Origin of the sequence: Cellulophaga baltica (assembly GCF_900102165.1) — a bacterium.
In the GTDB taxonomy this organism is placed as follows: Bacteria; Bacteroidota; Bacteroidia; order Flavobacteriales; family Flavobacteriaceae; genus Cellulophaga; species Cellulophaga baltica.
In genome coordinates this window covers 92966-106402 of record NZ_FNBD01000005.1, presented here as the reverse complement: position 1 = coordinate 106402, position 13437 = coordinate 92966, and the positions used below count along the sequence as shown (strand labels likewise).

11 protein-coding genes are annotated in these 13437 nt (G+C 34.9%); 2 read left to right on the top strand and 9 right to left on the bottom strand.

All coding sequences use genetic code 11. The features are described 5' to 3' along the window. Positions 1 to 11: 11 nt before the first annotated feature. From BLQ19_RS10095 to surE, 4 genes are all read right to left on the bottom strand, one after another. Positions 12 to 581 carry a C40 family peptidase gene (locus tag BLQ19_RS10095; protein WP_074538270.1) on the bottom strand — a complete coding sequence of 190 codons (570 nt, stop codon included), beginning with the start codon at positions 579 to 581 and terminating at the stop codon, positions 12 to 14. 93 nt (positions 582 to 674) lie between these two features. Further along, a complete protein-coding gene (gene lpxB, locus BLQ19_RS10090; protein WP_074538269.1) occupies positions 675 to 1793 on the bottom strand; it encodes a lipid-A-disaccharide synthase in 1119 nt (372 codons plus the stop codon). Between the two features lie 60 nt (positions 1794 to 1853). Then, complete coding sequence (locus tag BLQ19_RS10085; protein WP_029444945.1) at positions 1854 to 2135, bottom strand: hypothetical protein; 282 nt, start codon at positions 2133 to 2135, stop codon at positions 1854 to 1856. Further along, a complete protein-coding gene (gene surE / locus BLQ19_RS10080; RefSeq protein WP_024478988.1) occupies positions 2135 to 2914 on the bottom strand; it encodes a 5'/3'-nucleotidase SurE in 780 nt (259 codons plus the stop codon). The genes BLQ19_RS10085 and surE overlap by 1 nt, the downstream gene beginning before the upstream one ends. 180 nt (positions 2915 to 3094) lie before the next feature. Here surE and BLQ19_RS10075 point away from each other — a divergent pair, with 180 nt between their 5' ends. Then, positions 3095 to 5233, top strand: coding sequence for a carboxy terminal-processing peptidase (locus tag BLQ19_RS10075; protein WP_074538268.1), 2139 nt, complete (start codon positions 3095 to 3097; stop codon positions 5231 to 5233). Positions 5234 to 5283: 50 nt separating this feature from the next. Here BLQ19_RS10075 and BLQ19_RS10070 read toward each other — a convergent pair whose 3' ends face one another. Continuing rightward, positions 5284 to 6849 (bottom strand): protein adenylyltransferase SelO, encoded by a 1566-nt coding sequence (locus BLQ19_RS10070; protein WP_074538267.1) that lies wholly within the window; start codon positions 6847 to 6849, stop codon positions 5284 to 5286. An 84-nt stretch (positions 6850 to 6933) separates the two neighbouring features. Between BLQ19_RS10070 and BLQ19_RS10065 the strand changes: the two genes are divergently transcribed. Further along, positions 6934 to 7734: a DNA/RNA non-specific endonuclease gene (locus BLQ19_RS10065; RefSeq protein WP_074538266.1), complete on the top strand. Its 801-nt coding sequence runs from the start codon at positions 6934 to 6936 to the stop codon at positions 7732 to 7734. Here BLQ19_RS10065 and rodA read toward each other — a convergent pair. The 4 genes from rodA to BLQ19_RS10040 all read right to left on the bottom strand — a co-directional run bounded on the left by rodA (position 7731) and on the right by BLQ19_RS10040 (position 13397). Further along, positions 7731 to 9014 (bottom strand): rod shape-determining protein RodA, encoded by a 1284-nt coding sequence (gene rodA / locus BLQ19_RS10060; protein ID WP_025613752.1) that lies wholly within the window; start codon positions 9012 to 9014, stop codon positions 7731 to 7733. The two genes, BLQ19_RS10065 and rodA, sit on opposite strands and share 4 nt — an antisense overlap. Then, positions 9004 to 10872 (bottom strand): peptidoglycan D,D-transpeptidase FtsI family protein, encoded by a 1869-nt coding sequence (locus tag BLQ19_RS10055; RefSeq protein ID WP_074538265.1) that lies wholly within the window; start codon positions 10870 to 10872, stop codon positions 9004 to 9006. Before BLQ19_RS10055 ends, rodA begins: the two co-directional genes overlap by 11 nt. Positions 10873 to 11446: 574 nt before the next feature. Next, the gene (gene mreC, locus BLQ19_RS10045) at positions 11447 to 12280 is read right to left on the bottom strand and encodes a rod shape-determining protein MreC (protein WP_029444939.1); all 834 of its coding nucleotides are present in this window, start codon (positions 12278 to 12280) and stop codon (positions 11447 to 11449) included. Positions 12281 to 12368: 88 nt separating this feature from the next. Then, on the bottom strand, positions 12369 to 13397 hold the full coding sequence (locus BLQ19_RS10040) for a rod shape-determining protein (RefSeq protein WP_024478980.1): 1029 nt from the start codon (positions 13395 to 13397) through the stop codon (positions 12369 to 12371). Positions 13398 to 13437 lie beyond the last annotated feature (40 nt).

Sequence of the window (13437 nt, the reverse complement as noted above, 5' to 3'; positions counted from 1 at the left end):
GCGTTAATTAGTTATAATATTCTTGTTGCTTTTACAAAAGCATAATTCCAATATCCTTCCTTCAAGGAAGATACTATGACTCCTCTAGAGGTCGTAGAGTGAATAAATTTTATGCCATCGTCATCAACAGAAACCACAAGGCCAACATGGTTTATTCTCTTAGATCGTTTACTCGTTTTGAAAAAAAGTAAATCGCCTTTATCTACATCTTTTACTCGAATGTCTTTTCCTTCTTCGGCAATAACGTAAGAGGTTCGCGGTATGGAAATATCTTGATCAGCAAAAGCAACATATAATAATCCAGAGCAATCCATTCCTTTTTTGGTAGTTCCGCCATATTTATAACGGGTACCTGTAAATGCTAAGGCAGAACTTATAACAGATTCTGCAACGCTATGATATCTTGGTGATTCAGAATTTGCACGGGGTAAACTACTTGCTGTAGTAGCTTTAGTTTCCGATTTATTAGCTTCTACGGTAATTTTTCTGGCGTCAGTATTGCGATTGTTGGAAGTGCTTTTTTTTGCGCCGCAGCTAGTAGCTAATACAACTAAAAATAGGTAAAAAATTTTACGATTCATGGTTGAGAAATATGGGACTCTAAATTCAAATTTAAAGAATTAAAGTGAATGATAGCCGCATGTCTTAACGTTCTTTTAATAAAAAATTGATTTTTATTTTATTAAGTTACTGATAATGAGGCTCGCGGTTTTTGCACTAGCGCCTGTTCCACCAAGCTTTTCTTCTAGTTTTTCGTAGTTATTCAAGACAATTTTTCGGGTTTCAGGATTTAAAATTTTTGTTAATTCTGCCGTAAGGTTTTTGGTGGTTAAGGCATCTTGTATCAATTCTTTTACCACCTCTTTATCCATGATTAAATTTACTAACGAAATATATTTCAATGTAATTATTCGTTTTGCAATTTGATAAGAAATCCAATTACCTTTATAACAAACCACTTGTGGTACTTTAAATAATGCAGTTTCTAGTGTAGCGGTTCCACTTGTTACCAATGCGGCATGTGCTATTTGTAAAATACCATAGGTTTGGTTGGCAATTAAGCTGATGTTTGATTTTTTTAAAAATGGCGCATAGAACTCTTGGTCTAAACTTGGTGCTCCAGCAATTACAAATTGATAGGTGTCAAATTTCTCGGCGACAGAAAGCATCACCGCTAACATTTTAGAGACCTCTTGCTTTCTGCTTCCTGGTAATAATGCGATAATTGGCTTCTCTTGGTCTAGGTTGTATTCTTTTTTAAAAGCAGCAACGTTAATTTTTGGAGCTTGTGCGATTTCATCAATTAAGGGGTGGCCAACGAAATTTACAGAGAAATGATGTTTCTCTTCATAAAATTCTTTCTCAAAAGGTAGCGTCACATACATTTCATCAATAGTAGTTTTGATCTTCGCAATGCGTCTTTCTCTAGATGCCCAAATTTGTGGTGCAATATAATAGTTGGTCCTAAAACCTGCTTCTTTAGCCCATTTAGCAATGCGTAAGTTAAAACCAGAGTAATCAATAAATACAATTACGTCAGGGTTAAATAAGGCAATATCTTCTTTGCAGAAACTTATATTTTTGAAAATGGTATTGATGTTCGTAATTACCTCAATAAAACCCATAAAGGCAAGTTCCTTATAATGTTTTGCTAAAGTTCCGCCAGCCTCTTGCATTAAGTTTCCTCCCCAACATCTAATATTGGCCTCTGAATCTTTTTGTTTCAGTGCTTTAATTAAATTAGAACCATGTAAGTCGCCCGAAGCTTCTCCTGCAATGATGTAATATTTCATCTGTTTTTAAATTAAAGGTAATAGGCAGATTTTGAATCTATATAACGCAAAGAAATCACCTTAAAAAATCTTGTAATACATAATTAACAAAGCGGTAAGTAGGGTGGCAATCAAAACTCCTCTAGCTCTTAAATCGCGCTTTATTTTTAAAAAGCCAAAGAATGCTGCTAGGTTTAAGACTGCTCCAAGAGCAAGCAAACTCCCAACATGCCCTTGCGAAACAGCAGCTAGATAGGTTTCTTTAATACTTAATTCTGAAAAAATAATAATATATAAAAGCGTGCCGATGGTATTTGCTATAATTCCGATAACAAAACCAATAAGTATTTCTTTTTTATTCATTAGTTTAATTTCCAATTATTTATGGTTTGGATGGCATGGTGTGCGGTTAAATCAAATTGTGTAGGGACTACAGAGATAAAACCATTTGCTAAGGCCCATTCATCCGTATCTTCGCCCTTGTCCAACAATTCAAATTCTCCCGTTAACCAGTAATATTCTTTTCCAGTAGGGCTAGTTCTTTTGTCAAATTTTTCTTTCCAGTTGGCTCTAGCCTGTCTGCAAATTTTAATTCCTTTTATCTTTTTTGCTTCAAGCTTAGGAATATTTACATTCAATACTACGCCAGTTGGAATGCCATTTTCTAAAGCTTCTCGAATAATTTGTTGTATAAAATTTTTCGCAGGAGAAAAATCTGCTTCCCATTTATAGTCACACAAAGAAAAACCAATGGCAGGTATGCCTTCTATTCCTGCCTCTATGGCAGCACTCATGGTGCCAGAATAGATCACATTAATAGAAGAATTAGATCCATGGTTAATACCACTCACACATAAATCTGGTTTTCTATCTAGTAATTCTTGTAAGCCTAATTTAACGCAATCGGCAGGAGTACCACTGCAGCTATATTCTACAGTGCTTTCATCTTGATCTAAATCGAGCGTCATTTTCTTAGAATACAACAGGTTATCTATAGTTATAGCGTGGCCCATACCAGATTGCGGACTGTCTGGTGCTACCACCACAACTTCGCCGATTTCTTTCACGAAACTTACTAATGCTCTCAAACCAGGTGCGGTTATTCCGTCATCATTTGTAACTAAAATCAAAGGTTTTTTCATTCCACATAATTTATATTGTAAAAATACGTTTTTCATTAAGATATGTCCGATAAACTGTTTAACAAAAAATTTAGATTGCCAATATTATACTGGCACGGTTTTTTCAGTATCTTAGAGAACTCAATAAGTATTGGAGCAAAACAGTGATAATAATGCTGAGATTGATTAAATAATAAGTAGATGAAGAATAAATTAGCCTACGCACTTTTAATGATGCTATTTGCGGTAGCATCGTGCAGTTTTACAAATAAATCTTTCGAAAATGACGATAAGGATAAACTTTTATTAGATCTGATCACTTATGTTCTTGAAAAAGGTCATTACGATCCTAAAAATATAGATGACGATTTCTCCGTAGAGGTTTTTGAAGATTTTATTAATGGATTAGACCCAACAAAAAGATATTTTTTAGAAAGTGATATCAAAGATTTTGAGCAGTATAAATTTCAGATTGATGATCAGATAAAAAATACGGACATCACATTTTTTAATGCGGTTTACGAACGTTTAATGGTTCGTATGAAAGAAGCTAAAGGTATTTATAAAGAAGTTCTTTCTGATCCCTTTGATTATTCTGCTCAGGAAAATATTGATATGGACTATGAAAAGCAAAATTTTGTAGGTTCTAGGTCTGATTTAAAAGAACGTTGGAGAAAACAATTGAAGTATGCTACTTTGGGGAATTATGACTCTAAAATAAAAGTAGACGAAAAAGATAATAAGAAAAAAATTAATTTAAAAGAAGCAGAAAAGGAAGCACGTGTAGATACGGAAGAAACCTTAGATGAATTTTTTGATTTTGTTTCTGATTTAGAACGTAAAGATTGGTTTGTACAATATATTAATACGATTGTAGAAGAGTTTGATCCTCATACTTTCTATTTTGCACCAGAGGAAAAAGAAAAATTTGACACCAGAATGTCAGGGAAATTTGAAGGTATTGGTGCTCGATTACAGAAAAAACAAGATGGTGTTAAAATAGTTGAAATTATTTCTGGTGGTCCCGTATGGAGAGATCGCCAAATTGAAGTGGGAGACGAAATCATTAAAGTAGGTCAGCATGGAGAAACTCCTGTAAGTATCGTAGAAATGAGACTGGATGATGCCATAAAATTAATAAAAGGTGCCAAAGGTACTATTGTAGATTTGACAATGCGTAAAGTAGATGGTACTACAGAAGTAGTTTCTATTACAAGAGATGTTGTGGAGATCGAAGAGACCTTTGCGAAATCTGCTAATATTATAAAAGGAAACGAAAAATTCGGAATTATTAATCTTCCACAATTTTACGTGAGTTTTGATGATTATGAAGGGGAGAGAAATGCAGCTTCTGATGTTGAAAAAGAAGTAGAACGTTTAAAAGAAGAAGGTGCCGAAGGATTGATCTTAGATTTAAGAGACAATGGAGGAGGATCTTTAAAAACGGTTGTGGAAATGGCTGGCTTGTTTATTAAAAACGGACCAATTGTTCAAGTGCGTTCTAATGATGATCAAAAAGAAGTTCATGATGATGTTGATGATCGCATCCAATGGGATGGACCTTTAGTAATCCTTGTAAATGAATTATCAGCTTCTGCTTCTGAGATTTTAGCAGCAGCAATGCAAGATTATAAAAGAGCTGTTGTTATAGGTAGTAAACAAACCTTTGGTAAAGGAACTGTGCAAAATGTAATTCCTTTAGATAGAATTGTGCGTAGTAATGAGCATGGAGATTTAGGAGCTATTAAATTAACAACGCAAAAATTCTATAGAATTAATGGTGGGTCTACCCAATTAGAAGGTGTAAAATCTGATGTTGTGGTACCAGACAAGTATAGCTATATAGATTTAGGAGAGCGTGATCAGCAAAACCCACTTGCCTGGGATAAAATATCTCCGGCAAACTATACGCCTTGGGATGGTCATATAGATTATGAATCTACCGTTTCTAATAGTAATAAGCGTATGGCTCAAAACCCTCAAATAAAATTAATAGAGGAGAATGCTAAATGGTTAAAAGAGCAACAGAATGAAACCGTAGTATCTTTAAATTATATAGATTATAAGGAAGATGAAGCGAAGAGTTTAGAGAAGTCTAAATATTTTAAAACCCTTTCTGCTTATGATTCTAAATTAACCTTTGAGTCTTTAAAATATGAAGAGAGTTTGTTTACGCAAGATTCTGTCTTAAGACAAAAGCGCCAACGTTGGCATGAAGATCTTGTAAAAGATGTTTATGTAGAAGAGGCGGTAAATGTTTTAGAAGATCTAAAAGATAATTCTTTAAAATCAGGAAAGCTTGCAAGTGTTAATAAGCATAATCAGAAGATAAAAAATTAGATTAAATTATAAACAAAAAAAGCCGTTCTACATGAACGGCTTTTTTTGTTTTAAGAACTACACGATAGCATAGAGCAACCTACTTTGTTTCTTGCCCATTCTGGACGTTTAGCAAACCATTTTTCAAACTCTGGTTGTTCATCATAGGGGTGTTTTAATAAGGTGTATAATTCCTCTACTAAGCTATAATCTTTTTCATCTGCTTTGTCAATAGCTAATTGCGCCATATAGTTTCGCAGCACATACTTAGGGTTTGTTGCGTTCATTTTTAAAGCTCGTGCTTCATCAGCTGTAGTTTCTTTTTGCAATCGCTTTATATATAGATCAAACCAAATTTTCCATTTTTCTAAGGCATCATCTTTTAATTCTTCTAGGGTGTAAAAAGAAATTTCTATTTTAGCTAAAACACTGTCTACTGTATCATTTTTAGTAACTAAGCTTAAGTTTCTAAAAAATAAGGTCATATCTGTTTCAATAATCTGCAAAGTGGTTTCTAAGGCGCTTAATAAATCAGCATCACCATCATCAGTGCTAGAAAGACCAATTTTATCTTTCATCATGGCTACATACTTTACAGCATAATCATTTTTATAAGCCTCCAGAACGTCTTCAAAAGGTTCTGCATCTTCAACAAGTGGGTATAATGCATTTGCTAGTTGGTATAAGTTCCATAAGCCAATATTAGGTTGGTTGCCATACCTGTACCGTTTGTGTTGTCGGTCTGTAGTATTTGGTGTCCAGCCTTCATCATAACCTTCTAACCAGCCATAGGGGCCGTAATCTATGGTGAGCCCTAAAATAGACATGTTGTCTGTATTCATTACGCCATGTACAAAACCAACACGCTGCCAGTGAATAATCATTTCTAAAGTACGTTCAGCGACTGTTTTAAATAATTGTATGTACCCTTCTTTTGAGCTGTCTTTAATCTCCGGAAAAAATTGGGCTATGGTGTAATCAACAAGAGTAGTGAGTGTTTTGTAGTCTTGTCTAGAGCTAAATATTTCATAGCTTCCAAAACGTAAAAAGCTAGGTGCTACTCTAGATACAACAGCGCCTTTTTCATAATCGGGATTGCCATTGTATAAGACATCTCTCAATACTTGATCACCAGTAAAGGCTATAGAAAGTGCGCGTGTAGTGGGTATGCCTAAATGATACATTGCTTCGCTGCACAAGTATTCTCGAACAGAAGATCTTAATACGGCCAAACCATCGGCAGTACGGGAATATGGAGTTTCTCCAGCGCCTTTTAATTGAAGTGTCCACCGTTTATCATTATACACCTTTTCTCCTAGATTAATAGCACGACCATCTCCTAATTGTCCCGCCCAGTTTCCAAACTGATGACCGCCATAACACATGGCATAGGGTCGAGAATTTTCGCCTATCTTATTTCCTGTGAATATTTCTAAAAAAGAAGTGCTCTTCAATTCCTCATCAGATATGCCTAGCTCAGAAGCCATTTCTTCAGAACTGTGAATCAATTCTGGCTTTGCTGTTCTCTTTGGGGTTGCCAAAGAATAACAAGCGCCACTTACTTGGCGTCTGGTATTTTCCAAAATTGGGTCTTGAGGTAGGGAATGGGTAAAGCTGTCTTGAGGTTCAAATTTCATAATTAAGGCTACTTAATAAGTTGATGTCTTCGTCGTAAAAGAATATACAAAATTAAAGTAACTTGCCAGTCTGACGGATCAATTATGAAAAATAAAACAATTTACTCACTTTTAATGGTGGTATGTCTGGTAGGCTTTTGGCTGTTTGAGAATTTCTATACACCAGATACATACACAGCTCCAGAAGGAACAGTACCTGTTGTGCCAATTTCAGCAGATTTTCTTCCAAGTTCTACCACAGGAGAAATTGTACAGCATAATTATTATACCCTATCATATAGCGAAAGACATGAGCAGGCAGAATGGGTGGCTTACCAATTAGATCGAAGTCAGCTTACCTATGATGATAGAAAGCGGCCTTATTTTATAGAAGACCCTCAGGTACGTACCAAGTCTGCAGATTACAAAAATTATAAAGGTTCTGGTTATGATAGAGGGCACCTTTGCCCTGCGGGAGATCGTAGGTTTTCTGAGTACGCCTATAATGAGACTTTCTATACAAGTAACATTAGTCCGCAGAATAATGAATTTAATGCGGGCATTTGGAATGATTTAGAAAAGAAAGTACGCTATTGGGCTAAGAAATATGACGGCGTATATGTGGTAACTGCAGGGGTGCTAAAAAATGGTTTGGAAACTATAGGTGATGAGGAGGTGACTGTTCCTGAGTATTTTTATAAAATAATAGCAAGAAAAGAAGCAGGCGGTGTAAAAGCCATAGCTTTCTTGTTTAAGAATAAGGAAAGCAAGGACGCTCTTAAAAGTTTTGCCGTTAGTATTGATGAAATTGAACGCCAAACAGGGATAGATTTTTTTGAAAAAATACCTGAAGCTACACAGCAAAGCTTTGAGGGCAACGTGCGTATTTCCGATTGGAAATTCTAGAAACCTTCTTTCAATCGGTTGGAGTCCATCTTCAAAAAGATAAAAAGTAACGCCGTAAATCCTAGAAGACCAGAGCCTCCATAGCTAAAGAAAGGTAGTGGAATTCCAATAGTGGGTAATACGCCTATTACCATCCCTATATTAATGAAATAGTGGACAAGTAGTATAGATATCACACCATATCCATACATACGGTTAAATGCGTTTTTCTGTCTTTCTGATAGGAATACCAAACGCAATAAAAGAATTGTAAATAGGATGATAACAATAGTAGTTCCTAAAAACCCCCATTCTTCTCCTACGGTACTGAAAATATAATCTGTGTGCTGTTCTGGTACAAAATCTCCTTTGGTACGCGTACCTTCCAGAAAACCTTTCCCGAAAAAGCCACCAGATTCAATTGCTTTTTCTGATTGATAGGTGTTATATCCAATGGTTTTTCTGATCTCTTCTAACTTAGAAGGGTCTTTCTCTAAACTTAACCATAAGCTAAAACGGTCTCTATGGCGTTGTTCAAAAACATTTTCAAAAACAAAATTTACAGAGAGTGAAAATAAGAGTGTGATAATAAAAACACCGACTACAGGAAGTACCGGAATTTTGTACGATTGTTTTTTAAGTAATAAAAATATGGCTAATAGTAGGCCTATGATTATGGCAATCCAGATGGTGCCAAACATAAGTGTACACACAAAAATTAAAATAGTATATAAGCCAATACCTAAATAAAATAAGGGGACACCTTCTCTGAAGAGTACAAATACCAAAGAAAAAAAGACTAGGGCACTGCCAGGATCTGGTTGTGGGATAACAAGTATGGCAGGTATTAAGAGTATTAAAAAAGAATAAAGTTGATCTTTTCTTCTTCTAATATCGGTTTGTATATCACTTAAATATTTAGCGACAGCCAATGCCGTTGCCACTTTTGCTAATTCTGAAGGTTGTAGGTTAAAAAAGCCTAAATTGTACCAAGAGGTAGCCCCGGCTATAGTAGTACCAAAAACAAAGAGGCCTAATAATAATGCTAATGAAATAACATAAAGTAAGCTAGAGAAGCGTTCAAAGAAATTACTCTCTAGTGCTAGAATAATCACGATTAAAGCAATGTCTAGCGCTATAAAGATTAATTGTTTGCCATAAATGGTAGAGAAATCAAATATATTGTCTTGCCCTTCTGCATAGGTGCTAGAATAGATGTTGATCCATCCAATCGCAACAAGAAGTACAAAAATTAATATGGATAGCCAATCTACACGTTTTAAAACTCCTTTACCAGACACGCTCATTAATTATAAATGGTTCACCACTAATTGCTTTAGCGTATTCTTTTTCTAAAGTTCTGTCTAGCATTCTTTTTTCTAAATCTTTTCTAGTGATATCTCCTTTAAGATATTTTTCTATAAGAAGAGAGGCTATATGGCCTGCATATCGCCCTCCATAATAACCGTTTTCTATGTAAACGGCTATTGCAATTTTAGGATTGTCAACAGGGGCAAAGGCCACAAAAACCGAATGATCTGTAAGCTGTGTCCGTACTCCGTCTATACGGGTATAGTTTTCTACCGTACCGGTTTTACCTGCAATTTCTAAATCAGGAATTTGAACACCTCTACCAGTTCCATGTTTGTAGACATTGGCCATACCTTGAACCACCGGTTCAAAATGTTTCTTGTCAATGGTGGTATAATGCTTTTCAATATATTTTTGATTTGTAATTTTCTGCCCTTCTACTTCTTTCAGTACGTGAGGAACTACGTAATAACCGCGGTTAGCGATTGCAGCGGTCATGTTGGCTAATTGTATAGGGGTTACTAAAATTTCACCCTGACCAATAGCATTTGATATGAAATAGGATGATGACCATCTATTATCGCCATACATCCGGTCATAGGTTTTTTTGGTAGGTATTGATCCGCTTCGGCCTGTAGGGATATCAGAACCTAAGAAGTTTCCTAATCCAAAACTTTTGACATGTTTATCCCAAACATCCATTCCTTCATCAGTAGTAGGGAATTTTTCGAATATTTTTCTAAAAGTACCTGCAAAGTAGGCATTGCATGATTTGTAAATTCCAACATCTAAATCTCGTAATCCACCACCGCAATGACATCCTCTTTTTTTATTTCCTACATAAAAACCGTTATAACACTGAATTTTTGTGTCTGGTGTAATGACATTCTCTTGCAAAGCAATTAGCGCGTTAATAGCTTTAAAAGGCGATCCTGGAGAGGTTTGTGCCAGTACGGAGCGGTCATAAGTTGGTTGAGCAATAGAATCATTGTAAAGTTTGGTGTAATTTTTAGAACGTTCACGTCCTACCAATAACCCAGGATCATACGTTGGGCCAGAAATCATAGTTAAAATTTCACCAGTAGTAGGCTCAATAGCCACAATGCCGCCACGTTTTCCGTGCATTAATAATTCTCCGTATTCCTGTAATTTTTTATCAATAGTAATTTTAATCTCTTTACCTTGTTCGGGTAAAGTGTCTAGAATACCATTTTTGTACGGACCTATATCTCTGTTAAACCTATCTTTCTGTATGTATTTTACGCCTTTTCTCCCACGAAGAATTTCTTCATATTGCTTTTCTATTCCAGTTCTTCCTTTGAGTTCTCCAAGTTTGTAATATGGATTCTCGTTTAATTCGTAGTCATTTACTTCAGAGATAAAGCCAAATACGTTGGCCCCACTATGTGTATCATAATATCTCAATGATCTCTTCTGAATATAAAAGCCACTGTATTTACGCATTTTCTCTTGCAGACGTGCGTAATCTTTCTTAGATAATTGTGGTACTAAAACAGAAGGTAAACGTGGAGAGTAATTTTTTGCTTTTCCAAACTGCTTCAAAAACGTAGCTTTTTCTATGCCTAATAGAGTGCAAAACTCTAAAGTGTCTAGTTTTTTAACTTCTCTAGGAATTACCATGACATCATATGCCGGTTGGTTCGCAACAAGTAATTCTCCATTACGGTCATAAATATAGCCGCGCTCTGGATAGTCATAAATTGCTTTAATAGCTGTATCTTCTGTAACCTGCATAGAGGAGTGCCTGAATACCTGCAGGTAAGACAGTCTTCCAATGAAGGTTAAACCAATGATAACAATGATTGATGATAATAATATTTTTTTCATTTTTGGATGAAAATCTAGAAATTAGGGGCAAAAGAGATTTATAAAGGTCCCAAAATTAGATAGAATTTTTGACTAGTTTTCTTTTTTAACACTGAAAAGAGAGCTTAATAAAATACACAAAAATAGAGACGCAATACTCACAACAAGTATTTTCTTTAAAATTAGAAGAAAATTATCAAAATTAAAAACTTCTAGGGTAAAGAAAACAGTATGGTGTATCACAATTAACAAAGCAAGGTATGTTAACTGTTGTATTCTAGGAGCAGCATTTAGTCTAAAACTTTGAAATTCAAAATTGACTCCAAAACAAAAACGCATAATAGTAGGGCGTAGGTAGGCAATAGTAAGTGTTGCTGCGGTGTTAAAAGCTAAGGTGTCAGAAAAAATATCTACAGTAAATCCTAGGAAAAATGAAATGATTATAAATACAGCTCTGTTTTGTTTGATGGGGTACCAGTATAAAAACAAGATATAAATTATCGGGTTTATAAAACCCCAAAAATTAATATTATTACAAATTAAGACCTGAGCCAAAACCAGCATAATAAAGCGGACGATATTTATAAAGTAATATTTACTTGCCATTGGTTACTGGAGATTCTAATTCTTCAAGTACAACACGGTTGGTGTTGTTAATGATATACACGTTTTTAAGGTTTGACATATCATTGAAAAGTGAAATATTTATTGTGTACGAACTTTTAGAAACATCTAATCCAAAACTTTTTATAGTTCCTATTGGAATATTTTCCGGAAAAATACTAGAGGCAGCACCTGTTAAAATAGTGTCACCAACTTTGATAGGTATACGTCTAGGGATATCTATAAGTTGTACCGTATTGAAATCTTTGGTGTCCCAAATTAGAGACCCAAAGTTATCTGTATTTTTTAGTTTGGCATTCAAATTAGATTTACGATTTAAAATACTTTGTACCCTTGAAAATTTTCCACTAGTATTTTCTATAATTCCAAGAATACCATTAGGGGTAATAACACCCATGTCTTGTTTGATACCGTCTTTAGAACCCTTGTTAAGGGTAATATAGTTGTCTAAATTGGAGTAACTGTTTTTGATAATTTTTGCGGATACAATCGTGTAATCCAATAAGGTGCTGTCAAGTGCTGTGCTATCTATGGCAACTTCTTCGTTGTATTCATTATTGATAATAATGCGTCTTAAACGCATATTTTCATCTACTAATTTCTGGTTTTCTTTCTCTAGATTGAAATAAGAAAAAATACCGTTAGTAGTTTTGTAAACACCACCAGTTAACCAATTAGCAGAATTAAAAAATTTTGATTGGTGGTAGGAATGCGATTGAATGGTAAAGGCAAGTGAAATAAATAATAGGAATAAATAAAGGAGCAGATTTTTATTCCGAAATATAAAATTGATAATCTGTTGCATTCACTTTAATTATTTTTAAGTGCGGCAAAATCATTAAAGCACTTTTGTAATGTGATATTATAAAAGTGCTCTACGATTACGCTTTTCGCTATTTAATCAAGATACTTTTGTAGCGTTCAAGATTCTTTAATGCGATTCCTGTTCCGCGTACAACCGCTCTTAATGGGTCTTCTGCTATATATACGGGTAAATCTGTTTTTTGAGATAACCTACGGTCTAATCCTCTTAACATAGAACCACCACCTGCTAAATAAATACCTGTATTATAGATATCTGCAGCAAGTTCTGGAGGTGTTTGTGATAAGGTTTCCATTACGGCATCTTCTACACGTAGAATAGACTTATCTAAAGCTTTAGCAATTTCTCTATAAGAGATTTGTACTTGCTTAGGCTTACCGGTTAATAAATCTCTACCTTGAACAGACATTTCGTCTGGAGGTGTTTGTAAATCTTCTGTAGCAGAACCTATGGTTATTTTTATATTCTCTGCAGTACTTTCTCCAACATAAAGGTTGTGCTGTGTACGCATGTAATAGATAATGTCATTTGTAAATACATCACCCGCAATTTTCACCGATTTATCACATACAATACCTCCTAAGGCTATAACTGCAATTTCAGTAGTACCACCACCTATATCTACAATCATGTTACCTTTTGGTTGCATAATATCTAGTCCGATACCGATAGCCGCGGCCATAGGTTCGTGTATTAAGTAAACTTCTTTACCATTAACACGCTCTGCAGATTCTTTTACAGCACGCATTTCTACTTCGGTAATTCCAGAAGGAATACAAATAACCAATCGTAATGCTGGTGGAAACCATTTCTTCTTTAATGCAGGGATATTCTTTATGAACATCATTAACATTTTTTCAGAAGCATCAAAATCGGCAATTACACCATCTTTTAGTGGACGTATTGTTTTGATGTTTTCATGGGTTTTTCCTTGCATCATATTGGCTTCTTTACCAACGGCAATTATTTTTCCACTAATTCTATCTCTGGCTACGATAGAAGGGCTATCAACAACAACTTTGTCGTTATGTATTATAAGAGTATTAGCTGTACCTAAGTCAATAGCTATTTCCTCTGTCAAGAAATCAAAAAATCCCATTTCTATTTATTTGGTTGTGGACTAAATGTAAGTTTTATCG

Coding starts and splice junctions, on each gene's coding strand:
- BLQ19_RS10095 (WP_074538270.1), bottom strand. CDS start 581: ATGAATCGTAAAATTTTTTACCTATTTTTAGTTGTATTAGCTACTAGC.
- lpxB (WP_074538269.1), bottom strand. CDS start 1,793: ATGAAATATTACATCATTGCAGGAGAAGCTTCGGGCGACTTACATGGT.
- BLQ19_RS10085 (WP_029444945.1), bottom strand. CDS start 2,135: ATGAATAAAAAAGAAATACTTATTGGTTTTGTTATCGGAATTATAGCA.
- surE (WP_024478988.1), bottom strand. CDS start 2,914: ATGAAAAAACCTTTGATTTTAGTTACAAATGATGACGGAATAACCGCA.
- BLQ19_RS10075 (WP_074538268.1), top strand. CDS start 3,095: ATGAAGAATAAATTAGCCTACGCACTTTTAATGATGCTATTTGCGGTA.
- BLQ19_RS10070 (WP_074538267.1), bottom strand. CDS start 6,849: ATGAAATTTGAACCTCAAGACAGCTTTACCCATTCCCTACCTCAAGAC.
- BLQ19_RS10065 (WP_074538266.1), top strand. CDS start 6,934: ATGAAAAATAAAACAATTTACTCACTTTTAATGGTGGTATGTCTGGTA.
- BLQ19_RS10055 (WP_074538265.1), bottom strand. CDS start 10,872: ATGAAAAAAATATTATTATCATCAATCATTGTTATCATTGGTTTAACC.
- mreC (WP_029444939.1), bottom strand. CDS start 12,280: ATGCAACAGATTATCAATTTTATATTTCGGAATAAAAATCTGCTCCTT.
- BLQ19_RS10040 (WP_024478980.1), bottom strand. CDS start 13,397: ATGGGATTTTTTGATTTCTTGACAGAGGAAATAGCTATTGACTTAGGT.